The sequence below is a fragment of the Georgenia soli genome, from assembly GCF_002563695.1.
Lineage (GTDB): Bacteria > Actinomycetota > Actinomycetes > Actinomycetales > Actinomycetaceae > Georgenia > Georgenia soli.
Window position 1 is genome coordinate 2382602 of record NZ_PDJI01000004.1, and the last position, 26164, is coordinate 2408765.

Consider the following 26164-nt stretch of genomic DNA (forward strand, 5'->3'; position numbering starts at 1 on the left):
GTGATGCCACCAGGTGGGGGCGGCAACCGGAGACCGGGTGAGCGCCGGTGGCCAACCGGGGTGGCCGGGGACGCCGTCCGGCTTCCGGTTGCCGACCGGCCCCGCGGGCCTGAACCTTTGCCGATGACCACTGACGCACCGGCGGAGCGACGCTCGCGCCTGAAGAAGGGCATCACCCCCGCCCTGCTGTTCCTGTTCATCCTCGGGGACGTCCTCGGGGCCGGGGTCTACGCCCTCGTGGGCGTGCTGGCCGAGGAAGCCGGCGGCATGATGTGGGCGCCGCTGCTGGTCGCCATGGCGATGGCGCTGCTCACGGCGTCGAGCTACGCCGAGCTCGTCACCAAGTACCCCAAGGCGGGCGGTGCCGCCGTCTTCGCGCGCCGCGCGTTCGGCCGCCCGGTCATCTCCTTCCTCGTCGGCTTCTCCATGCTCGCCGCCGGCGTTACCAGCGCGGCGGGGCTCGCGATCGCCTTCTCCGGCGACTACCTCGCCACCTTCGTCGACGTCCCCACGGCCGTGGCCGCGCCGATCTTCCTCGTCCTTCTCGCACTGCTCAACGCCCGGGGCATCAAGGAGTCGGTGCGCTCCAACGTGGTCATGACGGTCATCGAGGTGTCCGGGCTGGTGCTGGTCATCGTCCTCGGAGCGGTCGCCGTCGGCCGCGGGCAGGCCGACCCCGGCCGGCTCACCGAGCTCCCCGAAGGCGTGGGCCTGGGCGCGGCCGTCCTCGGCGGCGCCCTCATCGCCTTCTACTCGTTCGTCGGCTTCGAGGTCTCGGCCAACGTCGCCGAGGAGGTCCACCACGTCAACCGCGTGTACCCGCGCGCCCTGTTCGGCGCGCTCGCGGTGGCCGGTGCGGTCTACGTGCTCATCGCCGTGGTCTCCGCCCTGGTCATCGCACCCGCCGAGCTCAGCGGCTCCACGAGCCCCCTGCTCGACGTCGTCGGGGCCACCGGGATCGGCCTGCCCGACTGGGCGTTCAGCGCCATCGCCCTCGTCGCCGTCGCGAACGGGGCGCTGCTCACGATGATCATGTCCAGCCGCATGGCGTACGGCATGGCCGACGAGGGGCTGCTGCCCCGCCCCCTCACCCGGGTCCTGCCGAACCGGCGCACGCCGTGGCTCGCCATCGTCCTCACCACCCTGCTGGCGGTGGGGCTGACCCTGGTCGGTGACCTGGCGATGCTCGCCGAGACCGTCGTGCTGCTGCTGCTCTTCGTCTTCCTGAGCACGAACGTCGCGGTGCTCGTGCTGCGCAAGGACCGCGTGGCGCACGAGCACTACCGCACCCCGGTTGCCCTGCCCGTGCTCGCCGTCGTCTCGTGCCTGGTGCTGCTCACCCAGCAGTCGCTGCAGGTGTGGGCGTACGGGCTCGGGATGCTGGCACTGGGCGTGGTGCTGCACCTGTTCACCCGGCGCACCGCGCACGCGCGGGCGGTGCGGGCGGAGCACGAGCAGGAGCGTGCGGCCGCCCCCGCGGTCAGGTAGGGCTCGAGCGCCGTCTCGCCGGTCAGGTCTTCCTCGGGCGTCGTCTCGCTGGCGGACGGCGCCGCGGCGCGGGATCGTTGACCCGTCCGGTCGACGCCGACGAGAGGTGACGAGGATGGCCGTCCTTCAGGGTGCGGCGGCGGTGGCCGCCGCGGCCGGCGGTGTGCTGCTGGGCGGCGTGGCCGTGGCGATCGGGGTGGTGCGCGGCGCCAAGCCGCTGCACCCGCGCGGCTCGGTGGTGAGGGCGTCGATCAACCTGCACTCCCGCCCGGCGGAGCTCGGGATGCCGCTCGGCGTGCCGGGGCGCCGCGAGGCGACGGTGCGGTTCTCGCGGGCGATCGGGCTGCCCGAGTCGTTCCCGGACATCCAGGGCCTGGCGATGCGGGTGCACGACGAGACCGGCCCCATCGACGTCCTGCTCGCCTCGACCGGCCGCGGCAGGTGGAGCCGGTGGGTGCTGACCTTCCGCCGTCGTCCCGAGGACGGGGCGTTCACGAGCCTGATGCCGTTCAAGGGACCGCGCGGGCCGGTGTTGCTGGGGGCGGAGCCGTCCGACGACCCGCGCATCTTCGTGCTCGAGTGGGCGAGGCCGGGCGGGCCGTGGCGCACCTTCGCCACGCTGGAGTGCGAACGTCCCCCGGCCGACGCGCACGACGAGGCCATCCGCTTCCGGCCGCTGTCGAACGCGCCGCGCGGCCTCAGCGCCTACACCTGGACGGAGCAGCTGCGCCGCTACGGCTACCGCTGGGCGGCGGCCGTCTCGCCGGCCCTGCCGAGGAGCGCCACGAGGAAGTCGGAGCCCTGGCCGAGCGGGCGCAGGTCCCAGCTCGAGAGCAGCACCTCCGGCTCGAGCCCGGAGGCCGCGGCGTCGGCCAGGAACTCCTCGAAGTCGTAGCCGCGCCCGGCACCGAAGCCCACCGCCGCCCGCCCGCCCGCGCGCAGGTGGAGTGCGAAGCGCCGCAGGACCTCGCGCCGGGTGCTGGGCGCGAGGAAGGTCATGACGTTGCCCGCGCAGACGATCGCGTCGAACCCGTCGGCGACGCCCCGGGCCGGCAGGTCGAGCTCGGCCAGGTCGCCCACCAGCCAGGTGGGTCCCGGGTGGTCCTCCTCGGCGGCGGCGATCAGGACCGGGTCGACGTCGACGCCGACCACCTCGTGGCCCGCCGCGGCCAGTGCGGAGCCCACCCGGCCGGGGCCGCAGCCGGCGTCGAGGATCCGCGCCTCGCGGGGCACCATCGCGTCGACCAGGCGCGCCTCGCCCGCGAGGTCCGCCCCGGAGGCCGCCATGGTGCGGAACCGCTCGACGTACCACCGGGAGTGGTCGGGGTTCGCCTCGGTGATGCGCTGCCAGCCGCTCGGCTCCTGCACTCTTCCTCCTTCTTCGACGGTGCTCGGGGCACCTCTTCGCGGTCGCCGGCCGCTCGCCGGCCGCTCGCCGGCCGCTCACCGGCCGGTGACCGGGCTTCCACCGCTCACCGTCCGCTGACCGCGCTCCGGCCGTTCTGGACCGCGTAGTAGATCGTCTGGGCGATGATCCGCCCGTCACGGACGACGAACGAGTCGACACCGTTGCGCACCCGCACCTGCGGCGAGCGTCCGCTCCACCTCAGCATCCCGAACTCGCCCTCGACGAGGAGCTCCTCGTACCGGAACGCCCCGTGGCCGAGGTAGGACGAGAGCGCCTCCGCGCGGTGCCGCACCGCCTCCAGCCCGCGGCTCGCTCCCTCTCCCCAGGAGAGCACGACGACGTCGGGGTCGTAGTTCTCCTCCAGATCAGCGTCCAGCTCGCCCTCCTCACGGTGGGCCAGGTGGGACTCGAGCACCTCTCGGGTGGACCGCGTCACGATGCCTCCGTTCGTCGTTCCCCACGGTAGGCGGGTGGGTACCGTCAGAGCGACCGGTCGGCGGCGAGCCAGCCGGGCAGGTCGGCGACGCTGTCCAGCACGACGTCCGGCCTGGCGGGCGAGTGCTCCAGCACCTCGGGCAGGAACTTGCCGGTCCGGACCAGGACACCGGTGAGGCCGTGCTCCTGGGCGGCGAGGACGTCGGAGTGGAGGTCGTCCCCGACCATCACGGCCTCGTCAGCACCGGCACCGACCGCCTGGAGCGCTGCGGCGAACAGCCCCCGTGCCGGCTTGCCGACCACCTCCGCCTCGACGCCCGCCGCGGCCTCCAGCGCCACGACGAACGCGCCCGCGTCCAGCTGGAGCCCGGCGTCGGTGCGCCAGTACATCGTGCGGTGCATCGCGACCAGGGCGGCGCCCGACCGCAGGGCCGCGAAGGCGCGGTTGAGAGCGGCGTAGTCGAGCTCGGGGCCGCCGCCGCCCACCAGGACGACGTCGACGTCGCTCTCATCGGGCCGGACCAGCGTCACGCCCGCGAGGTCTGCCGCCACGTCCCCGCTGCTCAGCAGCAGACACCGGGCGCCGGGGTGGTGCTCCGCAAGGTAGGCGGCCGTGGCGATCGGGGCCGTGACGATCTGCTCGTCCCCGACGGCGAAGCCGGCCTCCCGCAACGCCTCGCCGATGCCGGCGCGCGTCCGGGAGGTCGTGTTGGTGACGAGCGCTACCCGGAGCCCCGCGCAGTGCAGCGCCTCGAACGCCTCGACGGCGCCCGGCACCGCCTTCCAGGAGACGGTGAGGACGCCGTCGATGTCGAGCAGCACCGCGCGCAGGTCCCGCCGGTCCGTCCCGCCGCCGTGCCGGTCCGTCTTGCCGCCGCGCCGGTCGGTCCCGCCGCCGCGCCGCCCGCCCGCCCATCCGGCGGCCGCCTCACGAGGGGCGTCCTGAGGCTCGGGCATGGCGTCCTCCACGGGTCAGACGAAGCGGATGTACTCCTGCAGCCGGGCGCGGAGCTCGAAGAACGCGGCGTCCGGCAGCCGGCCGGTGCCGGGCAGGCCGACGGTCAGCAGGAAGCTCAGCGAGCTGCGCCGGACGGCGAGCCGAGCGGGCCGGCGCCCGCGTCCCCGGCGCAGCAGGACGACGTCCTCCTCGAGCGCGCCGTCGGGGAGCACGACCACCAGGGCCGTGACCGCCGCGCCCCACGACCTGGCGATCCGCGCCCGGCGGGCGAGGGACCGCAGCGGCTGCGCGCCCGGCGGGAGCGCGTCGCTCACGAGGTCGCCGCCGCGGGGGCGGGCCGGGGCGCCCCAGTCCTCCGACTGCAGGACGAACAGCCCGGTCGGTCCGAGGACGACGTGGTCGAGCTTGGCCGACTCGGACGGCCCCAGACCGGCGTCCCGGGTCCACGCCTCGCTGTCGCGGGCCGTCGCGACGTCGTGCCAGACGGCGAAGGCCGGTCCCAGGCTGCTCACGATCCGCGCGGTCGCCTCCTCGGCGAGCGCGTCGGCGAGGGCGTGCCGGACCTCCAGGGGCGCGCGTCGGAGCAGATCCTCCTGGTACGGGTCGTCGAGCTCGACGCCGCGGCCCGCCCACTCCCGGATGAGGGTGAGGTAGCGCTGGCGCGACGCCCCGCCGGGGTGCCCGTACGAGCGGGCGGCGGACGGCGGACGGGCGCTGCCCCGGCCCATCCCGGTGGTCCAGACCCGTGTGCCCTCGTCCTGCGCCTGCGGGGAGCGTGCCGACCGCGGGGCGCCGGCGGCCGTGCGGTCGTACTCCGCACGGAGCGCCGGGGTGCCGATGAGCTCCCAGGCCACCTGCACGGCGTGGAAGGCGGCGGGGTCGCCGCCGAGGTCGGGATGTGTCTCGCGCTGCCGGCGCCGGTAGGCGCGGCGCAGCTCCTCGGCGGACGCGTGTCGGTCCACACCGAGGACGTCGTAGGGCGTGCCGGGCGCGGTGTCGGTCATGGAGGTGTGTGGGGTGTGCACAGCGGGTTTCACGGTACAGCCCTGACCTGGGAGTTTCCTCGATCTCTGCGGGGCGCCCCGCGGGTCCGAAGTTTCGGCTCGCCTCGCGAGGTCCGCCACGATCCCCGATGCTGGAGGGGACAGACCGGACGGATCCCCGTCCCTCGCTCGCACGACGAGAAGGAGGAGCTCTGGCATGACCACGAAGGTTCACAAGACGGTTCAGGTCGACGTCCCGATCACCACGGTCTACAACCAGTGGACACAGTTCGAAGACTTCCCCCACTTCATGGGTGGGGTCGAGAAGGTGACCCAGCTGACGGACGCGAGCCTGGAGTGGGTCGCGCAGATCGCCGGCGTCAAGCGCACCTGGAAGGCGAGGATCGTCGAGCAGGTGCCCGACACCCGGGTCGCCTGGGCGGCGTCGGAGGGTGCGACGAACGCCGGCACGGTCGAGTTCCGCGACCTCGGCGACGGCCGCACCGAGGTGTCCCTGACGCTGGAGTTCGAGCCGGAGGGCGTGGTCGAGAAGGCCGGTGACACCCTCGGGATCGTCGAGCGTCAGGCGGAGTCCGACCTGAAGAAGTTCAAGGAGTTCATCGAGGACGAGGGGTACGCGACGGGCGCCTGGCGCGGGACCATCGGCGCCGGCGGGTCTGCCGGCACCGGCGGCACCATGGGTGCGGGCGGCTCGGTCGGGACCACCGGTGTCGGCGGGACCGGCACCACGGGCCTCGGCGGCACGACCGGCACCACCGGCGGTATCTGAGCGGTCCCAGGAGACCCCCAGGTCTTCGGACGAGCACGAGGGCAGGCGCTGAGGCGCCTGCCCTCCTCGCTGTGCAGGACCGGGCCGTGCGGCACGCTGTGCAGAAGGTGCGGCCTACGAGGCGGTCTCGCGGGAGCCGGTGCCCAGCTGGGCGGCGAGGTCCGGCGCCGTCGTGACCGGCAGGTCGCACACGAAGCCGCGGCACACGTACGCCGCGGCGCCGCCGCGCACCAGCGGGCGGTCCGCCAGCAGCGGCACCCCGGGCGCGTCCGGGGGCCCGACCGCCACCACGAGCCCGGGCGAGGTGCTCGCCCGGGCGAGGGCCGCCAGCTCGGCGGCTGCGTCGTCGTCCCCGACGACGGCGACCTGGAGCGGCCCGGCGGCCGCGGCCTCGGCGACGGCCAGGCTCCACCCGGCGAAGCGCGGGGCCGCGCGGGCGATCGCCCCGGCCGCGGCCAGCGCGCTCTCCGCCGCCTCCCGGTGCCGGGAGGACCCGGTGAGCGCGGAGTACGTGAGCAGGGCACCGCCGAGCGAGGACTGCCCGGACGGCTCGACGTTGTCGCTGGGGTCCTTCGGCCGGGTCACCAGCCGCTCGGCGTCGTCGGCGACGTCGAAGAACCCGCCCGCGCCGTCGGCGAAGTGCGTCAGCGCGGTCTCCAGCAGGTCACCGGCGGCCTCGAGCCACCGGGGCTCGCCGGTCGCCTGGTGCAGGGCGAGCAGCCCCTCGGCCAGGTTGCCGTGGTCGTCGGCGACGCCGGCCGCGGCGCCCACGACGCCGTCGCGGGAGGCTCGGCGCAGCCGCCCGTCGACGAGGTGGGTGGCGAGGACGAACTCGGCGCAGGCACGCGCGGCGTCGAGGTAGGCGGGCTCCTGCAGCAGCACGCCAGCCTCGGCGAGCGCGGCGATCGTCAGGCCGTTCCAGGAGGTGACGACCTTGTCGTCCCGGCCGGGCTGCGGGCGCTCCGCGCGGGCGGTGAGAAGGCGCTCGCGGACGTCCGCCCACCACGCCCGGTCCTCGGGCTCGCGGCGCAGCTGCAGGGTGGAGCTGCCGCGCTCGAAGGTCCCGAGGTCCGTCACCGAGAGCAGCTCGGCGGCCCGGGCGCCGTCGTCGGGGCCGAGAACCTCCGCGAGCTGGGCGGGCTTCCACACGTAGGTGAGCCCTTCGACGCCGGCCGCGTCCGCGTCCAGGGAGGAGGCGAAGGCCCCTTGCGGGGTGCCGAGGTCCCGCAGCAGGAAGTCGGCGGTCTCGCGCACGACCCGCTCCGCGAGCGCCGACCCCGTGGCCCGGTGCAGGTGGAGGTAGACGCGCAGGAGCTGGGCGTTGTCGTAGAGCATCTTCTCGAAGTGCGGCACGATCCATCGCGCGTCCACCGAGTAGCGGGCGAAGCCACCGGCGAGCTGGTCGTACATCCCGCCGCGCGCCATGGCCTCGCAGGTGGCCTCAACCATGCGCAGGGCGTCGTCGTCCCCCGTGCGGGCGTGGTGGCGCAGCAGGAACTCCAGCACGGGGGAGGGCGGGAACTTCGGCGCGCCCCCGAAGCCGCCGTGGACCGGGTCGAAGTCCTCGGACAGGGCCGCGACGGCGCCGTCCAGGGCGTCCTCGTCAAGCGCGTCCGGCGAGGCGGCGCGGGCCATCTGGCCCAGCGCGCGGGCGACGTTGGCCCCCGTGGCGTCGACCTGGTCGCGGCGTGTGGTCCAGGCCTCGCGGACCGCACCGAGGAGCTGGAGGAACTGGGCGCGGGGGTAGTAGGTGCCGCAGAAGAACGGCTCGCCGTCGGGCGTGAGGAAGCACGTCATGGGCCAGCCGCCCTGGCCGGTCATGGCGGTGGTCGCGGTCATGTACACCGCGTCCACGTCCGGGCGCTCCTCGCGGTCGACCTTGATCGAGACGAACCCGCTGTTGAGCACGGCGGCAACGTCGGGGTCCTCGAAGGACTCGTGCGCCATCACGTGGCACCAGTGGCAGGCCGCGTAGCCGACCGAGAGCAGGACGGGGACGTCGCGGCGACGCGCCTCGGCGAAGGCCTCCTCGCCCCACTCCTGCCAGGCCACGGGGTTGTCCTTGTGCTGGAGCAGGTAAGGGCTCGTCGCTGAGCCGAGGCGGTTCATCTCCACACGGTAGAACGCCCGGCAAGGTCCGTCATCCGGGCAGCGTGCCGACTTACGGGCACGGCCCGCGCGCCTACCCGACCAGCCACCGGAGCAGGGGCACGCCGGGCCGGTCGTTCTGGCTCGCTCCGCCATCGTCCTCCGACGGTGCGTCCACGGCGGTATGCGTCTCGGTCGGGCTGGTGCTCGCCGTCGGACCGGGACTCCGCGTCGGCGACCGGTCACCAGCCGCCGGGGAGCCGGGCGCCTCAGGCTGGGCCCTGCCAGCCCTGGCCTCCGGCGGTGAGGCGGAAGGGTCGGCACCACCGGATGGCGCAGGGCTCTGCGAGCCCTCCTCGGGGAGCCGCGCGGGGGGCGGGGTGACTGCAGCGGCGGCGCGATCGGGCTCCTCGGTCCCGGACTGTGCCGGAGGAGGCTCCCCGGCCGCCGGACCGAGTTCCGCGGAGGCCGGCGTGGACGTCGTCGGCGCGGCCGGCGGTGTCGTCGCCTGCCGGTCGGCCTCCGGCGCGTCGCGTGGCCCGTCGACGTGTTCCGGCGGGGCATCCGCCGGAGCCGCGCCGTCGGCCCAGGGCACCGGCACGACGCCGGACGAGACGGACGCAGCGAGGCTCAGACCGGCCACCAGGCCCACCGCCACGGAGGAGGCCTCCCGACGTCCGAAGGCGGGACCACGCGCACGCATGTCGGTCCGCCCTCTCTGCCTCGCGCCCCCCGGGCGGGAGGTAGCTCCGTCCCCCGGCTCTCGCCTGGTGCCTCACCCGGCAGGCTAACCCGGCGGCGAGCGTCCGCAACCGAGAGCCGTTGCGCAAGGTCCGGCACCACACGGGCAGGGAGGCAGGGCACACTCGTGCGATGGGACGGACGAAGGGGCGGGCGGACGGGCAGGCCACCGCGCCGCGGCCGAGCCGGGAGGAACTTGAGGCCTGCGTCGGTCGCGGCATCCCCCCGGTGATTGCGCCGGGGCTGCGGATCCTCATGTGCGGGATCAACCCCGGCCTGTACTCGGCGTGGACGGGGCACCACTTCGCCCGACCGGGCAACCGGTTCTGGCCGGCGCTGCACAGGTCGGGGCTGACCCCGCGGCTCCTCGCTCCCGCCGAGCAGGGCGAGCTGCTGGAGCACGGCCTGGGGATCACGAACGTCGTCAACCGGGCCACCGCGACGGCCGCCGAGCTGAGCATCACTGAGCTGCGGGAGGGCGGCGAGCGGCTGGCGGAGGAGGTCCGGACGTACGCGCCGGCGTGGCTGGCGGTCCTGGGGATCACCGCCTACCGGGCCGCCTTCGCGGAGCCGAGGGCCGCCCTCGGCCCGCAGGAACGCACGCTCGGGTCCACCCGCGTCTGGGTGCTGCCCAACCCGAGCGGGCTCAACGCGCACTTCCAGCTGCCCGAGCTCGCCGAGAAGTTCGGTGAGCTGCGCGCCGCGGCGGCGCGGGACTGAGGCTCAGCCCCGGAACTCGAGTCGCGTGTGGGCGAGGGTGCGCGGCAACGGCGCACCGCCGTCGAGTCTGCGCGGGCCGGACAGCGTAAGACCGCGGTCCCGGACGACGGCGGCCACCAGCTCGCTCGTCAGGTCGAGGACGAGGGTGCGGCCCGGGCACCGGGCGGGCCCGGCGCTGAACGGCACCAGCGCGCGGGAGGCCTCGGCGCGCCCGTCCAGCCAGATCTCCGGCTCGAAGCGGTCGGCCCACGGGAGGTTCTCCTCATCGCGGTGGAAGAACGAGGAGGCGACGGCGAAGCCCGTCCCGGCACGTGCCCGCCGTCCCGCCCACTCGGTGTCCTCGACGCTGTCGCGCAGGATCACCATGGTCGTCGGCCAGAGCCTGACGGACTCGAGGACGCTGGCCCGTGCGAGCGGCCGTAGCCCCCGTTGGTCGGCCGGGTCCTCCTCCCGCACGGCGGCGAGGACGTCCGGGTGCGCGGCGAGCAGCGCGAGCGCCCGGTAGGCGGCGATGCCCGCGGCGTCGAACGCGAAGAGCCAGTGCGGGATCTGGCCGACCGGGGCGGTCCCGGGCGCGGCCGGCGTACGAGCCACCACCCCCGCGAGGCTGAGCGGGTCGGCGTCCGCGACGTAGGCCTGCAGGCGCCGACCCAGCTCCCGCAGGCGCCGGGTGCTGCGGGGCCGCAGGAACGCCCAGTTCGCCTGCGCGCGCAGGAGCGTCATGAGCTCCGTGACGCGCTCGTCGTCCCGGGCCGGGTCGCCGAGGGCGACGCGGCGCACGATGCGCCAGAACACCTGGTGGAACCGGTCCCAGGTGAGGACCGGCTCCGCGGCGAGGGCGTCGGTCTCCTCCTCGACCACCCGCACGAGCCGCTCGTGGAGGCGGTGCAGATCGGCACCGTGGTCCAGGACGTCCTCGTTCCACGGGCGGCGGACGGTGCGACCGGCGTCGTCGGAGATGAGCACCCCGAAAGGCTGGACGTGCCGCAGCGCCGACCGCTTCTCCCGGTTGGCCGGCGTGAAGGGGTGCGGCGCGCCGGCGAGGAGGCGGTCGACGTCGCCGGCGTCGAGCACGACGGCGAGGTCGCGGCCCGGGATGCGCAGCAGCACCGGCCCGGCGCCGTGGCGGTCGCGCAGCCCGCGCAGGATGGCGGCGGCCCGCCGGTCGGTCTGGAGACGGTCCGCGAGCACGGTCATGGCGGGGCGGCGCACGATGACGCCCTGGGCGAGCATCGGCGCGAGCACCCCGGCGGTCACCGCCAGCGTCTCGCGCACGGAGGCGCGGGGCAGCGACGCCGTCACGGCGCCCCCTGCCCGCGCCCGGCCGCGCGCAACGCGCAGGTGGCGGGCCCCTCGAGCACCTGCCCGTCCGGGGCGAACCGCGAACCGTGCAGCGGGCAGTCCCAGCTGCGCTCGGCGTCGTTCCAGGAGACGACCCCGCCCAGGTGGGTGCACGTGGCGGAGAGCCGGCGCGTCACGCCGTCGACGGTGCTCACGGCGACGTCCCGGCCGGCGTCGCGCTCGACGCGGCCCTGTCCCTCGGGCGGGACGACGTCGGAGCTGTGAACCCGCGGGCTGAGCTTGTCCTGCGCTAGCCGGGACGCGACCCCGGCATTGAGCGTCACCACCCGGTCGAGGCCGACGAGCCCGCCCGGGCGCCACGTGCGCAGCGGGTGCGTCCAGATCATCTGGCTCTCGAGGATCGCGGAGGACATCGCGAGCGCGGCGGCCACGCCCATGGCGAGCCCCCACTTGTCGTAGCCGGTGGCCACGAGGACCCGGTCGGAGCGGGGGAGCAGCGGCCCGACCGACGGGAGCTCGTCGTGGCCGCGGTAGTCCTGCGCGGCCCAGACGTGCGTCGTGACGGCGCCGGGGAAGACGTCGGTGGCCCAGCGCGTGAGCCCCTCGACGAGCTCGCGGGTGGAGACGGCCCGGCCCGTGGGATGGCCCGCCCCGGCGACCACGAGGCGCTCGCCGTCCGCCGTCGGCGCCGTGCGCAGGGAGCGGAAGGGGGCGTCGCCCGTGATCGCCATGACCTGCGGGAGGGGGCCGGGCACGTCGAGGGCGATCGCGTGCGTGCGGCTCGGGGCGAGCCGGGCGAAGAAGCCGCCGCGGTCGAGCACCGGTGTGCCGGTGGCCAGGACCACGCGGTCCGCCTCGACCTCCAGCTCCCCGACGGCGACCCGGTTCGGGGAACCCTGGTGCAGCCCGGTCATCCGGCTGCCCTCGAAGATCTCGCCGCCGTGCCGCTCGAGGTCGCGGGCCAGGGCGAGGACGACGTCGGTCGTGTCGAGCTGCGCCTGGTCCGGCAGCCGTGCGGTGCCGAAGGTGGGGAACGGCAGGCCCGGGTCCTCGACCCACTCCACGGGCAGGTGCGCCTCGTGGGCGGCGTCGTGGACGTTGCCGACGGCGTCGCGGCCCTCCTCGCTCTGCGCGACGACGAGGTCGGGGCGTCGTTGGTAGGGCACGTCGTGCTCGTCGCAGTAGCGCAGCAGCCACTGCTGGCCCTCGGCGTTCGCCTCCACGTAGGTGCGCAGCGTGGCGGCGGAGTGGCGGCGGGCGATCCGGGCGAGCTTGCTGCCCTGCAGCAGCGTGACCTTGCCGGTGGTGCTGCCGGTGGCGACGGCGCCGAGGCGCCGGGCCTCGAGCACGGCCACGGACGCGCCCGCCCGGGTGAGCAGCAGCGCCGTCGTCAGGCCGGTCAGGCCGCCACCGACGACCACGACGTCGTAGGAGCGACCCGCGGGGACCTCCGGGTACGTCGGCAGATCAGGGCGGTCGAGCCACAGCGAGGTCATCGCACACCTCCTGGTCGGGCTTTCATCCTGGCCGGGGGCAGCGGCGAGAGCCACCGGAACGGTGGGTGGTCGTCGTGGGGTGGCGTGACGGGCAACGCCACCGATTTCCGGTGCGCCCTCCGTAAGTGGCGTTGCGCAGATCAAGCGGGTCCAGGCCGACTTCATGTGCGCAAGGTCACTTACGAAGCAATGAGGAGGACGTTTCGCGCGCGGTCCGCCGCGCGTCAGGCCGGCTCCACCGAGACGCGGTCGGCGAAGGCCTCGATCTGGTCGCGCCGCCCGGTGCCGAGACCGCGCCGGGTGACGTTGAGGGCCCCGGCGGCCGCGCCGAGACGGACGGCGTCGTCCAGGCTCCCGCCCCGGGCCAGGGTGACCGCGATGCCGGCCGTCATCGAGTCACCGGCCCCCTTGTGCTCGCGCGTGCTGACCTGCGGCGCCGTGTAGAGGCGCGCCTCGTCGTGGGTGACGACGAGGGTGGGGTCGTCCGCGCGGGAGATGACGAGGGCGCGCAGCCCCTCCTCGAGCATCCGCCGGCCGGAGTCCCGCAGCGTGGCGACCTCGGCGTCCTCGGCGAAACCGCCCTCGAGCATCTCCTCGTGGCTGATCTTCAGGACCACGCCCTCCGCCCGCAGGATCTGCCGGACGTGGTCGCCGGAGAGGTCGGCGACCACCGGTCTGTCCGCGGCGCGGAGGTCCTGGGCGAGCCGGCCGAAGAAGTCGTCGGGGACGCCGAGGTCCGGGTCGGCGCCGGTGAGCACGGCCAGGTCGACGTCCATGGAGTGGACGAGCATGGTGCCGTACAGGTCGTCCTGCGCGTGCCGGTCGAGCGCCGGGCTCCGCATGACGACGAGCTCCTCGCGCTCGCCGCCGCGGTAGTCGAGCACGTGCGCGGAGATGTCCGGCGTGCTCGTGGTCCGCAGGTCCAGGCCCTCCGCCCGTGCGAGCGCGGCGGCCGCGACGCCCGCCTCGCCGCCGAACGGCGCGCACACCACGGGACGGGCCCCCAGCGTCTTCGCCATCCGGGCCACCCACAGGCCCTGCCCGCCGGCGTGCACGTGCACGTGCGGCTCGTCCTCGCCCCGCAGCGTCTCCACCGTCACCTCGAGCATGGGGCCGACGGCGAGGACGCTCAGCCGTGGGCCGGCGTCGGGCGCCTCCGTGCGGTCCTCGTGGTCCGGCGTGGGGTGACTCATGCGGGGCGGCCTCCTCCGTCGCTCGCCGGCACACGCTCCGGCTCGCTCGCGAGTATCGCCGTCGGGGAAGGCCGCCGCATCACGGCGACGGCCCGCCGCCCGGACCCGGGACGAAGGGGAGAAGTGGCAGATATCCGCAGCAACACGCCGAAAGCGGGAGAAGCGGTTCTCGTGCGGGTGAAGCGCTTCTATGTCACTGTGAGGCATCCGGCGGGCATCCGTCGGGAATGGACCGGCGCGCGAACGGTGCGCCGGGAGGCTCGGGCAGGGATGCCCCACGGACCTGGAAGGTGTGGGTCGATGAGGAGATCGGTCGCTCGTCTGGTGGTCGGCGCAACCGCCGTCGCACTGACGCTCGGAGCGTGTGCGCAGGGGACCGGTGGCGGGTCCGACGACGGGACGGCGGACGCCGGAGCTGCCGGGGACTTCGACCCGGAGGCTCAGCTCAGCGGCTCCCTCGACGTCATGGGGTTCGGCACCGGCGACGAGATCGCCACCACCCGGGTCGACCGGGCGAAGGAGGCTCTCGGCGAGGACGTCGAGGTCAAGCTCGTCGAGGGCGACCTGGACATCCAGCAGTTCCTCTCCGCCGTCGCCTCGGGCCAGCCGCCGGAGCTCATCTACGCCAACCGCGACCAGATCGGCACCTTCGCCTCCCGCGGCGCGATCATCCCGCTGACCCAGTGCATCGCCGGCGAGGGCATCACCACGGACGACTTCCGCGACCCCGCCATCGACCAGGTCACCTTCGACGGTGAGATCTACGGCATCCCCGAGTTCAACTCCATCCAGGTGACGATGGCGAACTCCGAGCTGCTCGACGCGGCCGGGCTGACGATCGAGGACGTCAACGGGTCCGACTGGGAGGCGCTCAGCGCCGCCAACGAGGCGCTGAAGAAGGGCGATGGCGGGTCGCTGAGCGTCATCGGCTACGACTCCAAGCTTCCCGAGTTCCTCCCGCTGTGGGCGCACGCCAACGGCACCGACCTCATCTCCGAGGATGGCCGCACCGCCCAGCTGAACGACCCCAAGGTGGTCGAGGCGCTGGAGTGGGCGATCTCCATCTACGACGCCCAGGGCGGCTTCCCGGCGGTGAAGGCGTTCCGCGACTCCGCGGACTTCTTCGGCGCGGGCAACCAGTTCGCGGCGGGCTCCCTCGGGGCGATGCCGATGGAGCAGTGGTACATCAACGTCCTCAACGACGTCTCCCCGGACGCCCCCATGGCCTTCGACACGGTCCACGACCGCAACGGCGAGCCGATCGCCTACGCGAGCGGCTCGGCCTGGGCCATCCCGAAGGGCACCGACAACCCGGCCGCCGCGTGCCGCTGGGCCCGCGTGATGACCGAGGTCGACAGCTGGGTGGCCGCCGCCGAGGCGCGCAAGAGCCTGCGCGCCGAGGAGGGCAAGCCGTTCACCGGCGTGCTCACCGGCAACGAGGCCGCCGACGAGGCGGTCCGCGAGCTCGTCGAGCCCAGCGGCGACGAGGTCTGGGACGCCGGTGTGACGGCCATGTACGAGGCCAACGACAACACGTTCTCCCTGCCCGCCAACCCCGCCGACGCCGAGTTCAAGACCGCCTGGCAGGACGCCGTCAACAGCGTCCTCAACGGGCAGGCGGAGCCGCAGGAGGCGCTCGACGCCGCGCAGGAGACGGCCCAGGCCGCGCTCGACCAGGCGTGGCAGAAGTGGGAGCAGGAGGGCTAGGCCATGGCCGCCGTCGTCGACTCCTTGCCTGCCGAGGAGCGGACACGGGCGGTGGCGCGACGGAGGAGAGGGCGGCGCGAGACGCGCGCCGCCCTCCTCTTCATCAGCCCGTGGATCATCGGGTTCCTCGTCTTCACCGCCTGGCCGCTCGTCAACAGCGCCTACCTCTCCCTGACCGACTACGACGTCATCAACGACCCGAACTTCGTCGGGCTGGACAACTACCGCCAGCTCTTCGAGGACCCCAAGATCGCGACGTCCCTCGGCAACACGCTGTTCTACGCCGCGGTCCAGGTGCCGCTGTACGTCCTCGTCTCCCTCGCGCTGGCCATGCTCCTGAACAAGGCCGGCCGGGCGGCGGGGTTCTTCCGGACGGCGTTCTACCTGCCGAACATGACCCCGCCCGTCGCGGTGGGCGTGCTGCTCCTGCTGGTCTTCAACGGCCAGAACGGGCTCATCAACGAGGTGCTCGGCTTCTTCGGCATCGACGGGCCCAACTGGACGACGGACCCCAACTGGGTGAAGCCGGCGATCATCCTCACCAGCCTGTGGTCCGTGGGGTCGTCGATGATCATCCTGCTCGCGGCCCTGCGCAACGTCCCCCAGGAGCTCTACGACGCGGCCCGCGTCGACGGCGCCAACGGCTGGCAGCGCACGGTGCGGATCACGATCCCGATGATCTCCGGGGCCCTGTTCTTCGTCGTGGTCATCAACACCATCGCCGCCTTCCAGACCTTCACCGAGGCGTACACGGCCTTCTTCGGGTCGGGGAACACCACGTACGGCAACGAGGCGGCGCTCTTCTACGTCATCTACCTGTTCCAGCAGGCCTTCGAGTTCCTCAACATGGGCTACGCCTCGGCCATGGCGTGGGTGCTCTTCGTGATCATCCTGCTCATCACGCTGGTCCAGCTCCGGGTCTCCAAACGGCTCGTCTACTACGAGGGGGAGCAGCGATGAGCGCCCAGTCGCTCGACGTGGGCAGGGCTCAGGACCCGAGCCAGCCGGTCTTCACGGCCGGCGGCCCCGCGGGGACCCCCGGCGCCGGCACGCCGGGCCCCGGCCGCAACGGCGACCGGCGGCCGAGCCGCTGGACCGTGGGCCGGGTGCTGGTGGTCGCGGCGCTCGTGGCGCTGACGGTCGTGTTCATCTACCCCTTCGTCTGGCTCGTCAGCGCCTCGCTGAAGCCGCGGGGGGAGGTCTTCGACAACAAGCTGATCCCCGAGACCCTGACGTTCGAGAACTACCTCAACGTCTGGGCCGACGCCCCGATGCTCCTGTGGTTCGGCAACACGCTGCTCGTGACGGTGCTCGCGGCGGTGACGGTGACGATCTCCAGCGCCCTGGTCGCCTGGGGGTTCGCCTACTTCCGGTTCAAGGGACGCGACGCGCTCTTCGGGCTGGTCCTCGCCACGATGATGCTGCCCGGCGCGGTGACGATGGTGCCGGTCTTCCTCATCTGGAACTCGCTCGGCATGGTCAACACCCTGACCCCGCTGTGGGCCGGGAACCTGTTCGGCAGCGCCTTCTACATCTTCCTGCTGCGGCAGTTCTTCCTGAGCCTGCCGCGGGAGACGTTCGAGGCGGCGAAGATCGACGGCGCCAACAACTGGACGCTGTTCACGCGGATCGCGCTGCCCCTGACGAAGCCGGCGATGATCGTGACGCTGATCTTCGAGTTCCAGGCGGCGTGGACGGACCTCATGCGCCCCCTGATCTACCTCCGGGACTCGGACAAGTTCACGATCCCGCGCGGCCTGAAGGCCCTGCTCGACCAGTTCGGCTTCGGCGGGGAGTGGCACTGGGAGATCGTCGTGACCGCCAGCGTCATCACCACGATCCCGATGATCATCCTGTTCTTCCTCGGCCAGCGGCACTTCGTCGAGGGGATCGCCACCACCGGGGCGAAGGGCTGAGCCACCGGCGCAGCCCCGACTGCGCCGCCCACGGCCGGGTCGCCGACATGGCGGCCCGGCCGTCGTCGTCGTGCCGCCCGACGAGGCAGACCGACGCGCCACGACCAGACCATGCGGGACGTCGGTGCGGCACCGGTCATACCAGAGCCGTCCGTATACCACAAGACCCTTGGTCCCGCGATATCCCCCTCGGGAGGCGAGATCGGCGCACGTGCCTAACGATGAGGACGAGCGCTCACAGTGACCCACACCTCGAGAGAAGGACAGGCCATGACGCAAGGACCGACCCCACCGACCGGTTCCGTCGGGAACCCGCTGGGCGAGCCCGCCACCGCGGGCACGGCCGGCTACCCCGGCTCCTCGGACACCCAGAGCACCAAGGACGCGGCCAAGCAGGAGGCCTCCCACCTCGCCGAGACTGCCGGGCAGAACGCCCAGCAGGTCGGTGAGACGGCGAAGGAGACGGCCAAGGACACCGTCGCCGAGGCGAAGGGGCAGGCTCAGCAGGCGGTCGCCGAGGTCAAGTACCAGGCACGCGACCTGTTCGACCAGACCCGCCGCGAGGTGTCCGAGCAGTCGAGCACGCAGCAGCGCCGCCTGGCCGGCGGCATCCGCTCGTTCTCCGGCGAGCTGCAGTCGCTCGCCTCCGGCGAGGCCCAGGACGGGCTCGCCACCGACCTGGTGCGCCAGGCGTCCTCGTACGCCGACAAGGTCGGCCGCTGGCTCGACGAGCGCGAGCCGGCCGACGTGCTCGACGAGGTCAGCCGCTACGCGCGCCGCCACCCCGGCACCTTCATCGCGATCGCCGCCGGGCTCGGCCTGCTCGCGGGCCGTGTCGCCCGCAGCCTGAAGGACGAGTCCGCGGACCAGGGCGAGGCCACGGGCGCGGCCGCGATGCAGGGCACCTACGTGCCGCCGTCGTACCCGCCGGCCGCCGCCTACCCGCCGCCGCCCCCGCCGGTGCCCGAGTACGGCACCACCACGGAGTACCAGGGCTACGGCACGCCCACCACCGGGACCACCGGTGTCGCGGGCGGGGCCTACGGCGCACAGCCTGGGACGCAGGGCACCGGCACGCAGGGCGTCTACGGCACCGAGCCGGGCACAGGTGGCACGTACGGCACCGGCGGGGCGTACGGCACGGGTGAGCAGCGATGAGCGCCCCGATCGAGCCAGGGCGGGCGCAGCCGCCCCCGCAGGCGTCGGTCGGTGAGCTCTTCGGCGAGATCTCGAGGGACCTCTCCACGCTGATCCGTCAGGAGATCGCCCTCGCGAAGGCGGAGACCACGGAGTCCGCCAAGAAGGCCGGGGCGGGCGCCGGGATGTACGGCGGCGCCGGCGTGGCCGGGCACTTCGTGCTCCTCTTTCTCTCCCTCGCCGTGTGGTGGGGGCTGGGCTGGCTGATCGGTGGCGAGGACTGGCCCGCACTGGGCTGGTCCGGGCTCATCGTCGCGATCGTCTGGGCGGTCGTCGCAGCCGTGCTCTACGCGCAGGGCAAGAAGAAGATGCAGCAGGTCCGCGGCATGCCCCAGACCGCGGAGACCGTGAAGAAGATTCCCGACGCTCTCAAGGGAGAGGACAGGCCATGACCACGAGCAGCAACGACCCCGACCAGATCCGCGCCGACATCGAGCGGACCCGCAGCGAGCTCAGCGGGGACGTGGACGCGCTCGCCGAGAAGGTCAGCCCCTCCCGCGTCGCGGAGCGGCAGACCGAGAAGGTCAAGAGCGCCGTCTCCGGCGTCAAGGACAAGGTCTTCGGCGTCGCCGAGGACGCCAAGGACAAGGTGACCGGCGGGGCGGAGTCCGTGCGCGACTCGGTCTCCGGCGGCGCCGAGTCCGTCCGCGAGGGAGCCGGGTCCGTCACGGACAGCGCCCGGCAGGCACCCCACCAGGTCAGGCGGAAGGCGGAGGGCAACCCGCTCGCCGCCGGCGTCATCGCCTTCGGCGTGGGCCTGCTCGCCTCGTCGCTCATCCCCGCCTCCCGCAAGGAGCGCGAGGTGGTGACCCAGGCGAAGGAGAGCCAGACCCTCAAGGACGTCACCGAGGGCGCCAAGGGCATGGGCCAGGAGATGGCCGAGCACCTGCGCGAGCCCGCCCAGGAGGCGGCGCAGCAGGTGCGGGCCACGGCCACCGAGGGGGCGCAGCAGGTGAAGGAGACCGCCACCAGCGGCGCTCAGGACGTCAAGCAGGAGGCGCAGCACGCCGCCGAGGACGTCAAGGGCGAGGCCCAGGACTCCAGGGACCGCATCCAGGGCTCCGCCGGGTCCGGCAGCGGCTCCGCCGGCACCGGCTACCCGCCCGCCACCGGTTACTGACCGCTGGTCGAACGGTGTCCGGACGGTGGCCCGACCGTGAGGTCCGGCACCCGGTGACTCTCCAGCGCTGGGAGGACCTCACCTTCCTGCACTGGTCCCTTCCGGCCGCCACCATCCAGGAGTGTCTCCCACCAGGCCTGGCCGTCGACACCTTCGACGGCCGGGCCTGGCTCGGTGTGACGCCGTTCCGCATGCACGCCCGGCCGGCCTTCGGGCCGGCCGTGCCGCACCTTTCCACGTTCACCGAGATCAACGTCCGCACCTACGTCCGCGGGCCCGACGGCGGGGACGGTCTCTGGTTCTTCTCGCTCGAGTGCCCGCGGCTGCCGGTCGTCCTCGCCCTGCGTGCGGTGGGGGTGCCGTACGTGTGGGCCGACGCCGCCATGCGGGCGGACCCCGGCCACGTCCACTACCGCTCCCGACGGCGGAGCGGGCCGGCGGGGGTCGGCAGGGGCGCCGGGCCGGCCTCGGCCGGCCGAGACGCGGGGCCGGCCTCGGCCGGCCGAGACGCGGGGCCGGTAGGCGGCGCGGGTTCTTCCGGCCCGGCCGGGATGCGCGCAAGCGTCGAGGTGGGGGAGCCTCTCGAGCCCGACGCGCTGACCGACTTCCTCACCGGCCGCTGGTCCGCCTACGTCCGGCGGCTGGGGCGGCTGTGGCGGATCGACGTCGAGCACGAGCCGTGGCCGCTGCGCGCCGCCCGCGCCCGCACCGCGGTCAACGACCTGGTGAGGGCCGCCGGCCTGCCCGCGGTCGCCGGCGATCCCCTCGTCCACTTCTCGCCCGGTGTCCGCACCCGGCTCGGCGCGCCTGTGCCGGTGGGTGACTGACACGGAGCTCAGGACGGCGGGGGCGGTGCGCGCTGCCGACCGCCCCACGGGCGCGAACAGGCGGGACAGCTCAGGGGCGTGATACGGAGGAGGGAGGACGTGCGCGACGAAGGAGGACACAGGTGATTGAGGTGCAGGACGTCGATCTGCTGGTGATCGGCGGGGGCAAGGCGGGCAAGTCGTTGGCGATGGACCGGGCGAAGGCCGGGTGGAAGGTCGCCATGGTCGAGCGGGACAAGATCGGCGGTACGTGCATCAACGTCGCCTGCATCCCGACGAAGTCGCTCGTCGGGTCGGCGCGGACGCTGCTGGACGCCCGGCGCGCCGCGGTCATGGGCGTCGAGCTCGCGGGCGAGCCCAGCATCTCGCTGGACCTGCTGCGCGAGCACAAGGAGTCAGTGGTCGGCGGCATGGTGGCCGCCCACGCGAAGATGTTCCCCGCCTCCGGCATGGACTTCATGATGGGCACCGCCCGGTTCACGGGGGATCGCACCGTCGAGGTCGCCCTGAACGACGGCGGCACCCGCGTCCTCCGCGGCCGCGACGTCGTCATCAACACGGGCACCACCCCCGCGGTCCCGCCCCTGGACGGCATCGAGAGCGCCGACGTGTGGAACTCCGAGACGATCCTGCACCTCGAGAGGATCCCGGAGTCGATGATCGTCCTCGGCGGCGGGTACGTCGGCTGCGAGTTCGCCTCCATGTTCGCCGTCTTCGGCACGAAGGTGATCCTCGTCCAGGGCCGCGACCAGGTCCTGCCGCGCGAGGACCCCGACGTCGCGGCCGGCGTCGCCGGCGTGCTCTCGGCGCAGGGCGTCGAGCTCCGGCTGGGTGCCCGGGCGCGGGCCGTCCGGCGCGAGGGCGGCCGGGAGGGGCGCGGCGACGTCGTCCTCACGCTCGAGGACGGCAGCGAGATCAGGGCGGAGGAGCTGCTCGCTGCCACCGGCCGCGCGCCGGTCACCGGCGACCTCGGGATCGACGTCGCCGGGGTCGAGCTGACGGAGAAGGGCTTCGTCGCGGTCGACGCGCACCTGCGCACCAGCGCCGACCACGTCTGGGCGGTGGGCGACGTCGCGGGCAGCCCGCAGTTCACCCACGCCTCCTGGAACGACTACCGCGTGCTGAGGAAGCAGCTCACCGGCGGGGAGGCCACCACCCACGGACGGCTCGTGCCCTACACCGTCTTCACCACGCCCGAGCTCGCGCGGATCGGGCTGAGCGAGACGGAGGCGCGGGAGCAGGGCTACGAGGTGAAGGTCGCGCGGCTCGACGTGGCCGCGATCCCGCGCGCGAAGACCCTCCACGACACCACCGGCACCTGGAAGGCGGTCGTCGACGCCGCCACCGATCGGATCCTCGGCGTCGCACTGCTGGGCCACGGCTCCGGCGAGGTGCTCTCCGCCGTGCAGATGGCCATGCTCGGCGGGCTGCCGTACCAGCAGGTGCGCGACGCCGTCATCACCCACCCGACCATGGCAGAGGGCCTCAACCTGCTCTTCGACACCCTCGGGGACTAGCAGCTGGGGGAACCGGCCACCCAGGAGACCAGCGCTATCTCCCTGTCGTGGGCCGGGGCGTCGGCCGACGGAGATCTCTCGAAGCGGATCAGTTAGCCGGCGGGGTCTAGCCGTGAAGGGCACAAGACCAACAACGGTGAGGCTTCGATGCTCCAGAAGGATCAATAATCCCTCACCGTTGTCAGCGCCGGCCCGAGATCCGCCGCTCGGCGCCGCGCGCACCGGCCCGGCACAATGGGCCGATGCGAGAACGCCGCTGGCAGGACGTCGCCCGGGCCACCGGGCTGATCAGACCCGACGGCGCCGTCGCCGCCACGATCTTCGCCGAGATGTCGGCCCTCGCCACCCGCACGGGCGCCGTCAACCTCGGCCAGGGCTTCCCGGACGTCGACGGTCCCGCCCACGTCAGGGACGCCGCCGTCGCCGCCATCCTCGCGGGACACAACCAGTACCCGCCCGGACCGGGCATCCCGCAGCTGCGCGAGGCCGTCGCCGCGCACCAGCGCCGCCACTACGGCCTCGAGGTGGACCCGGAGACCGAGGTTCTCGTCACCGCCGGCGCCACCGAGGCGATCGCCGCCGCGGTGCTCGCCCTGGCCGGCCCCGGGGACGAGGTGGTCACCCTCGAGCCGTACTACGACTCCTACGCGGCGACCATCGCCCTCGCCGGGGCCACCCACCGCACCGTCCCGCTGCGGCCCGGCCCCGACGGCTTCCACCTCGACCCGGCCGACGTCGCAGCCGCCTTCACGGACCGCACCCGCCTGGTCCTGGTGAACTCCCCGCACAACCCGACCGGCACCGTCCTGACCCGCGAGGAGCTCACTCTGCTCGGCGAGCACGCCCGGGCCCGCGGCGCCGTCGTCGTCACCGACGAGGTCTACGAGCACCTCACCTTCGGCGCCGAGCACGTGCCCATGGCCACGCTGCCCGGCATGGCGGGGCACACCCTCACGATCTCCTCGGCGGGCAAGACGCTGTCGTTCACCGGTTGGAAGGTCGGGTGGATGCACGGGCCTGCCGAGCTGGTGACCGCGGTGCGCACGGTCAAGCAGTTCCTCACCTACGTCGCCTCCGGTCCGTTCCAGCACGCCGTCGCCACCGCGCTCGCGGACGAGGACGGCCGCACCGGCGCGTACGTGGCGGGCCTGGCCGAGTCGCTGCGGGAGCGCCGCGACACCCTCGTCGAGGCCCTGTCGGCGGCCGGTCTCGCGCCCGTGGTGCCGCGCGGGACCTACTTCGTCGTGGCGGACGGCGCCGGGCTCGGGTACGACGACGCCGTCGAGCTCTGCCGCGATCTGCCCGCCCGCGCCGGCGTGGTCGCCATCCCGGTCTCGGCCTTCTGCACGCCGGGCGGCCCCGTGGCGGAGCAGCTGCGGTCCTGGGTGCGTCTCACCTTCGTGAAGTCGCCGGACGTGCTGGCCCGGGCGGCCGAGGGGCTGCGGCGGCTCCGGGCCGAGGCGGGTCCCGACGGCCGGTCGGGTCTGGACCGATCTGCGATACCGGAGTAGACATGGACGCGGTCGGGTGCGCAGCGTGGCGCCCCGGCCGACGAACCGCCTACACGGAGGTGTGCGATGGGGCACGGAACCAAGCAGGCGTCGATGCGGCAGATGCTGCAGTCCTCGCCCATGACACGGATGCCGGGCTCGCACGGGTCCGGGGCGCACCTGGCGAAGTCGTCCGGCCGCAAGGCCAAGATGGCGAAGAAGATGGTCAAGTCCCACGGCCCGACGGCGCAGGCCGCCAGCTCGCACGGCCACGGGCAGATGCGGCCGACGGTGAGCGGCCCGCACGCCATGCCGGCGCTCGCCATCGGTGGATTCGCCACCGGCGCCCGCAGCATCGCCGTCGCGAACATGCTCGCGATCGCGGTGGGGGCGTCCGCCCTGGCGTTCGTCGCGGTGTGGCGGCTCACGGTCGGCAAGGCGGAGTTCCGCCAGCTGCGCATCCACGAGCTCGAGGTCGACGACCTCACCGTGCGGCGGCTCAACGTGGTGGAGCGCACCTCACCGGCCACCGAGCAGCCCGGGATCTGACCGCGGTCAGCCGTCGTCGGTCCACCGGCGGGTCAGCGCGCGCCCGTCCCGACCGCCCTGCGCAGGGCGGCGTGCAGGCCGTCGGGTGTGAGGGTGCCGACGGCGGATCCGCCGTCGTCCATGACGGTGACGGCGCCGTCCTCGGCCGTGGCGAGGGCGGAGAAGGCGGAGCTGAGCGTGTCGCCCAGGCGTACCGTCGGTGCGCCCGGCGTGCCGGCCGCCCGCCGCGCGGGCTCCGCGGCCGGACCGGCGCCCGCCGGTGACGAGACCTCCACGTCGGCGCGGACCAGTTCCGTCAGCGCCAGGAGCTTCACCGCACGCGCGTCGCCGATGAAGCCCTCGACGAAGGCGTTGGCGGGGCGCGAGAGCAGCACCGCGGGCGGCGCGAGCTGCTCGAGCCGGCCGCCCTGGCTGAGGACGGCGACCCGGTCGCCGAGCATGACCGCCTCGTCGATGTCGTGGGTGACGAGCAGGACGGTGGTGCCGAGCTCGTCGTGGATGCGGCGGAACTCCGCCTGCAGCGAGCGCCGGCCCTCCGGGTCGACGGCGCCGAACGGCTCGTCCATGAGCATGACCTTCGGGTGGGTCGCGAGCGCCCGCGCCACCCCGACCCGCTGGCGCTGACCGCCGGAGAGCTCCTGCGGGTAGCGGGGGCCGTGGACGGCCGGGTCCAGCCGGACCAGGGTCAGCAGCTCCTCCACCCGCTCCCGGGTGCGGCGCCGGTCCCAGCCGAGGAGGCCGGGCACCGTGGCGACGTTCTGGGCGACCGTGCGGTGCGGGAACAGCCCCACGTCCTGGATGACGTAGCCGATGCCGCGCCGCAGCCGCGCCGCATCCATCCGGGCGACGTCCTCGCCCTCGAGCAGCACCCGCCCGCTCGTCGGTTCCACCAGCCGGTTGACCATGCGGAGCAGGGTGGACTTCCCGGACCCCGAGGGGCCCACGAGGGTGAGCAGCTCGTGCGGGGCCACGTCGAGGTCGAGGTGGCCGACGGCGACCGTCCCGTCGGCGTAGGTCATCCCCACGCCGTCGAAACGGATCAGCGCCTCGCTGGGGGTCTCGGTCTGCGTCACGGTCAGACGGTACCGGGGCTGGCGGCGGACGATCAGGTCGCCGTCGGTGCCATCTCCTGCCGCAGCGCCCGGGCGAGGAGCTCCAGGGTCTGCAGGCGGCCGGGCGTGCTGTCCAGGGGCTCGCTCTCGTACGACCCAGCGACCGGCACGAGCATCACCTCGTCGACGCCGTGGGTCCGGGCCAGCTGGGTCAGGGTCTCGGCGGCACGGTGCGGCTCGGCGATCACCCAGCGCGGCCTCATCGCGTCCAGGGCCTGCTCCGCGACGCCGTCGAGCGGGGTGGCCAGCGCCTCCTCGACCGTCTCCTGGGGACGCTGCGGCGCCGGGGTGCGCAGCCGCGCCATCTGACGCAGGTGAGGCAGAGCCCGCTCCTCGGCCTCGGCCTGGGTGGGGGCGACCACCGTGTTGACGGTGAGGAACGTCCGCGGCTCCGGGAAGCGCTCAGACGGCTCGTAGTTGTCCCGGTACAGACTCAGGACGCGCTCGAGGTTCGGGCCGGCGAAGTGGTAGGCGAACACGTACGGCAGGCCGAGCACGGCGGCCAGGGAGGCCGAGTAGTCGGAGGATCCGAGCAGCCACACGTCCGGGCTCCCGACCGCGGCCGGCGTGGCGTGGACGGTGTACGTCTCCCGCGCCCCGCCGCGGCCGGGGATCTGCGCGGTGGCGCCCTCCGGGCTCATGAGGGCGATGACCTCGCGCACGTGCTGCGGGAACTGCTCGACGTCCGCCGTCGGGCCCGAGGAGCGCAGCAGCGCGGTGATCACCGGGTCCGAGCCCGGGGCACGGCCGATGCCCAGGTCGATGCGACCCGGAGCGAGGGCCTCCAGGGCCGCGAACTGCTCGGCCACGATCAGCGGTGCGTGGTTGGGGAGCATGACGCCGCCCGACCCGAGTCGGATCCGCTCGGTGCGCGCCGTCGCGGCGGCGATCATGACCGGCGGGCTGGAGGCCGCGATCGCGGGCATGTTGTGGTGCTCGGCGAACCAGTACCGCGTGAAGCCGAGACGGTCCGCGGCGCCCACGAGCTCCAGGGTCGAGGTCATCGCCTGGGCCGTGGTCTGCCCGGTCCGCACCGGGAGCAGGTCGAGCACGGACAGGGACGGGACGAGAGGCTGCTGAGCCGACGTGGACGACGTCTCGGCCGGGGAGTGCGGGTGGCTGCTCAT

General features: G+C 73.8%; 23 protein-coding genes. 13 read left to right on the top strand and 10 right to left on the bottom strand.

Going from position 1 to position 26164, the window contains the following annotated elements:
• Positions 1–123 precede the first annotated feature (123 nt).
• Positions 124–1488, top strand: coding sequence for an APC family permease (locus ATJ97_RS12105; protein WP_098483963.1), 1365 nt, complete (start codon positions 124–126; stop codon positions 1486–1488).
• Between the two features lie 738 nt (positions 1489–2226).
• Here ATJ97_RS12105 and ATJ97_RS12110 read toward each other — a convergent pair.
• From ATJ97_RS12110 to ATJ97_RS12125, 4 genes are all read right to left on the bottom strand, one after another.
• A complete protein-coding gene (locus ATJ97_RS12110; RefSeq protein ID WP_245862433.1) occupies positions 2227–2856 on the bottom strand; it encodes a class I SAM-dependent methyltransferase in 630 nt (209 codons plus the stop codon).
• 104 nt (positions 2857–2960) lie between these two features.
• The gene (locus ATJ97_RS12115) at positions 2961–3332 is read right to left on the bottom strand and encodes a nuclear transport factor 2 family protein (RefSeq protein ID WP_170037421.1); all 372 of its coding nucleotides are present in this window, start codon (positions 3330–3332) and stop codon (positions 2961–2963) included.
• Between the two features lie 44 nt (positions 3333–3376).
• Complete coding sequence (locus ATJ97_RS12120) at positions 3377–4162, bottom strand: TIGR01458 family HAD-type hydrolase (protein WP_098485426.1); 786 nt, start codon at positions 4160–4162, stop codon at positions 3377–3379.
• Positions 4163–4303: 141 nt separating this feature from the next.
• A complete protein-coding gene (locus ATJ97_RS12125) occupies positions 4304–5293 on the bottom strand; it encodes a J domain-containing protein (protein ID WP_098483965.1) in 990 nt (329 codons plus the stop codon).
• Positions 5294–5489: 196 nt separating this feature from the next.
• Here ATJ97_RS12125 and ATJ97_RS12130 point away from each other — a divergent pair, with 196 nt between their 5' ends.
• Positions 5490–6062: an SRPBCC family protein gene (locus ATJ97_RS12130; RefSeq protein ID WP_098483966.1), complete on the top strand. Its 573-nt coding sequence runs from the start codon at positions 5490–5492 to the stop codon at positions 6060–6062.
• 114 nt (positions 6063–6176) lie between these two features.
• On the opposite strand, the gene ATJ97_RS12135 is transcribed toward ATJ97_RS12130, so the two are convergent.
• The gene (locus ATJ97_RS12135) at positions 6177–8171 is read right to left on the bottom strand and encodes a thioredoxin domain-containing protein (RefSeq protein ID WP_098485427.1); all 1995 of its coding nucleotides are present in this window, start codon (positions 8169–8171) and stop codon (positions 6177–6179) included.
• Positions 8172–9023: 852 nt separating this feature from the next.
• On the opposite strand from ATJ97_RS12135, the gene mug reads away from it, so the two are divergent.
• Positions 9024–9611, top strand: coding sequence for a G/U mismatch-specific DNA glycosylase (gene mug, locus ATJ97_RS12140; protein ID WP_098483967.1), 588 nt, complete (start codon positions 9024–9026; stop codon positions 9609–9611).
• A gap of 3 nt (positions 9612–9614) precedes the next feature.
• Here the strand turns inward: mug and ATJ97_RS12145 are convergent, their stop codons facing one another.
• The 3 genes from ATJ97_RS12145 to ATJ97_RS12155 all read right to left on the bottom strand — a co-directional run bounded on the left by ATJ97_RS12145 (position 9615) and on the right by ATJ97_RS12155 (position 13602).
• Entirely contained in the window at positions 9615–10913 is a 1299-nt protein-coding gene (locus ATJ97_RS12145) for a cytochrome P450 (protein ID WP_211287204.1), read from the bottom strand.
• The gene (locus tag ATJ97_RS12150) at positions 10910–12409 is read right to left on the bottom strand and encodes an FAD-dependent oxidoreductase (RefSeq protein WP_098483968.1); all 1500 of its coding nucleotides are present in this window, start codon (positions 12407–12409) and stop codon (positions 10910–10912) included. The genes ATJ97_RS12145 and ATJ97_RS12150 overlap by 4 nt, the downstream gene beginning before the upstream one ends.
• A gap of 224 nt (positions 12410–12633) precedes the next feature.
• Entirely contained in the window at positions 12634–13602 is a 969-nt protein-coding gene (locus ATJ97_RS12155; RefSeq protein ID WP_098483969.1) for a PfkB family carbohydrate kinase, read from the bottom strand.
• 300 nt (positions 13603–13902) lie between these two features.
• Between ATJ97_RS12155 and ATJ97_RS12160 the strand changes: the two genes are divergently transcribed.
• From ATJ97_RS12160 to ATJ97_RS12205, 10 genes are all read left to right on the top strand, one after another.
• On the top strand, positions 13903–15309 hold the full coding sequence (locus tag ATJ97_RS12160; RefSeq protein WP_098483970.1) for an ABC transporter substrate-binding protein: 1407 nt from the start codon (positions 13903–13905) through the stop codon (positions 15307–15309).
• 3 nt (positions 15310–15312) lie between these two features.
• On the top strand, positions 15313–16269 hold the full coding sequence (locus ATJ97_RS12165; protein WP_098483971.1) for a carbohydrate ABC transporter permease: 957 nt from the start codon (positions 15313–15315) through the stop codon (positions 16267–16269).
• On the top strand, positions 16266–17225 hold the full coding sequence (locus tag ATJ97_RS12170; protein WP_098483972.1) for a carbohydrate ABC transporter permease: 960 nt from the start codon (positions 16266–16268) through the stop codon (positions 17223–17225). The genes ATJ97_RS12165 and ATJ97_RS12170 overlap by 4 nt, the downstream gene beginning before the upstream one ends.
• 270 nt (positions 17226–17495) lie before the next feature.
• The gene (locus ATJ97_RS12175; RefSeq protein ID WP_098483973.1) at positions 17496–18383 is read left to right on the top strand and encodes a DUF883 C-terminal domain-containing protein; all 888 of its coding nucleotides are present in this window, start codon (positions 17496–17498) and stop codon (positions 18381–18383) included.
• The gene (locus tag ATJ97_RS12180) at positions 18380–18814 is read left to right on the top strand and encodes a phage holin family protein (protein ID WP_098483974.1); all 435 of its coding nucleotides are present in this window, start codon (positions 18380–18382) and stop codon (positions 18812–18814) included. The genes ATJ97_RS12175 and ATJ97_RS12180 overlap by 4 nt, the downstream gene beginning before the upstream one ends.
• Positions 18811–19542, top strand: coding sequence for a DUF3618 domain-containing protein (locus ATJ97_RS12185; protein ID WP_098483975.1), 732 nt, complete (start codon positions 18811–18813; stop codon positions 19540–19542). Before ATJ97_RS12180 ends, ATJ97_RS12185 begins: the two co-directional genes overlap by 4 nt.
• A gap of 53 nt (positions 19543–19595) precedes the next feature.
• On the top strand, positions 19596–20369 hold the full coding sequence (locus ATJ97_RS12190) for a YqjF family protein (RefSeq protein WP_098485429.1): 774 nt from the start codon (positions 19596–19598) through the stop codon (positions 20367–20369).
• Between the two features lie 122 nt (positions 20370–20491).
• The gene (locus tag ATJ97_RS12195) at positions 20492–21886 is read left to right on the top strand and encodes a dihydrolipoyl dehydrogenase family protein (protein ID WP_245862439.1); all 1395 of its coding nucleotides are present in this window, start codon (positions 20492–20494) and stop codon (positions 21884–21886) included.
• 242 nt (positions 21887–22128) lie between these two features.
• Positions 22129–23397: an aminotransferase class I/II-fold pyridoxal phosphate-dependent enzyme gene (locus tag ATJ97_RS12200; RefSeq protein WP_098483976.1), complete on the top strand. Its 1269-nt coding sequence runs from the start codon at positions 22129–22131 to the stop codon at positions 23395–23397.
• A 66-nt stretch (positions 23398–23463) separates the two neighbouring features.
• A complete protein-coding gene (locus ATJ97_RS12205) occupies positions 23464–23925 on the top strand; it encodes a hypothetical protein (protein WP_098483977.1) in 462 nt (153 codons plus the stop codon).
• Positions 23926–23957: 32 nt separating this feature from the next.
• On the opposite strand, the gene ATJ97_RS12210 is transcribed toward ATJ97_RS12205, so the two are convergent.
• Positions 23958–24944: an ABC transporter ATP-binding protein gene (locus ATJ97_RS12210; RefSeq protein WP_098485431.1), complete on the bottom strand. Its 987-nt coding sequence runs from the start codon at positions 24942–24944 to the stop codon at positions 23958–23960.
• An 86-nt stretch (positions 24945–25030) separates the two neighbouring features.
• On the bottom strand, positions 25031–26164 hold the full coding sequence (locus tag ATJ97_RS12215; RefSeq protein WP_098483978.1) for an LLM class flavin-dependent oxidoreductase: 1134 nt from the start codon (positions 26162–26164) through the stop codon (positions 25031–25033).

Excerpts from the sequence above, each read along its gene's own strand:
- ATJ97_RS12175 (WP_098483973.1), top strand. The coding sequence starts at position 17,496 with ATGACGCAAGGACCGACCCCACCGACCGGTTCCGTCGGGAACCCGCTG.
- ATJ97_RS12160 (WP_098483970.1), top strand. The coding sequence starts at position 13,903 with ATGAGGAGATCGGTCGCTCGTCTGGTGGTCGGCGCAACCGCCGTCGCA.
- ATJ97_RS12170 (WP_098483972.1), top strand. The coding sequence starts at position 16,266 with ATGAGCGCCCAGTCGCTCGACGTGGGCAGGGCTCAGGACCCGAGCCAG.
- mug (WP_098483967.1), top strand. The coding sequence starts at position 9,024 with ATGGGACGGACGAAGGGGCGGGCGGACGGGCAGGCCACCGCGCCGCGG.
- ATJ97_RS12200 (WP_098483976.1), top strand. The coding sequence starts at position 22,129 with ATGCGAGAACGCCGCTGGCAGGACGTCGCCCGGGCCACCGGGCTGATC.
- ATJ97_RS12150 (WP_098483968.1), bottom strand. The coding sequence starts at position 12,409 with ATGACCTCGCTGTGGCTCGACCGCCCTGATCTGCCGACGTACCCGGAG.
- ATJ97_RS12215 (WP_098483978.1), bottom strand. The coding sequence starts at position 26,164 with ATGAGCAGCCACCCGCACTCCCCGGCCGAGACGTCGTCCACGTCGGCT.
- ATJ97_RS12210 (WP_098485431.1), bottom strand. The coding sequence starts at position 24,944 with ATGACCTACGCCGACGGGACGGTCGCCGTCGGCCACCTCGACCTCGAC.
- ATJ97_RS12130 (WP_098483966.1), top strand. The coding sequence starts at position 5,490 with ATGACCACGAAGGTTCACAAGACGGTTCAGGTCGACGTCCCGATCACC.
- ATJ97_RS12185 (WP_098483975.1), top strand. The coding sequence starts at position 18,811 with ATGACCACGAGCAGCAACGACCCCGACCAGATCCGCGCCGACATCGAG.
- ATJ97_RS12155 (WP_098483969.1), bottom strand. The coding sequence starts at position 13,602 with ATGAGTCACCCCACGCCGGACCACGAGGACCGCACGGAGGCGCCCGAC.
- ATJ97_RS12105 (WP_098483963.1), top strand. The coding sequence starts at position 124 with ATGACCACTGACGCACCGGCGGAGCGACGCTCGCGCCTGAAGAAGGGC.
- ATJ97_RS12125 (WP_098483965.1), bottom strand. The coding sequence starts at position 5,293 with ATGACCGACACCGCGCCCGGCACGCCCTACGACGTCCTCGGTGTGGAC.
- ATJ97_RS12205 (WP_098483977.1), top strand. The coding sequence starts at position 23,464 with ATGGGGCACGGAACCAAGCAGGCGTCGATGCGGCAGATGCTGCAGTCC.
- ATJ97_RS12135 (WP_098485427.1), bottom strand. The coding sequence starts at position 8,171 with ATGAACCGCCTCGGCTCAGCGACGAGCCCTTACCTGCTCCAGCACAAG.
- ATJ97_RS12165 (WP_098483971.1), top strand. The coding sequence starts at position 15,313 with ATGGCCGCCGTCGTCGACTCCTTGCCTGCCGAGGAGCGGACACGGGCG.
- ATJ97_RS12180 (WP_098483974.1), top strand. The coding sequence starts at position 18,380 with ATGAGCGCCCCGATCGAGCCAGGGCGGGCGCAGCCGCCCCCGCAGGCG.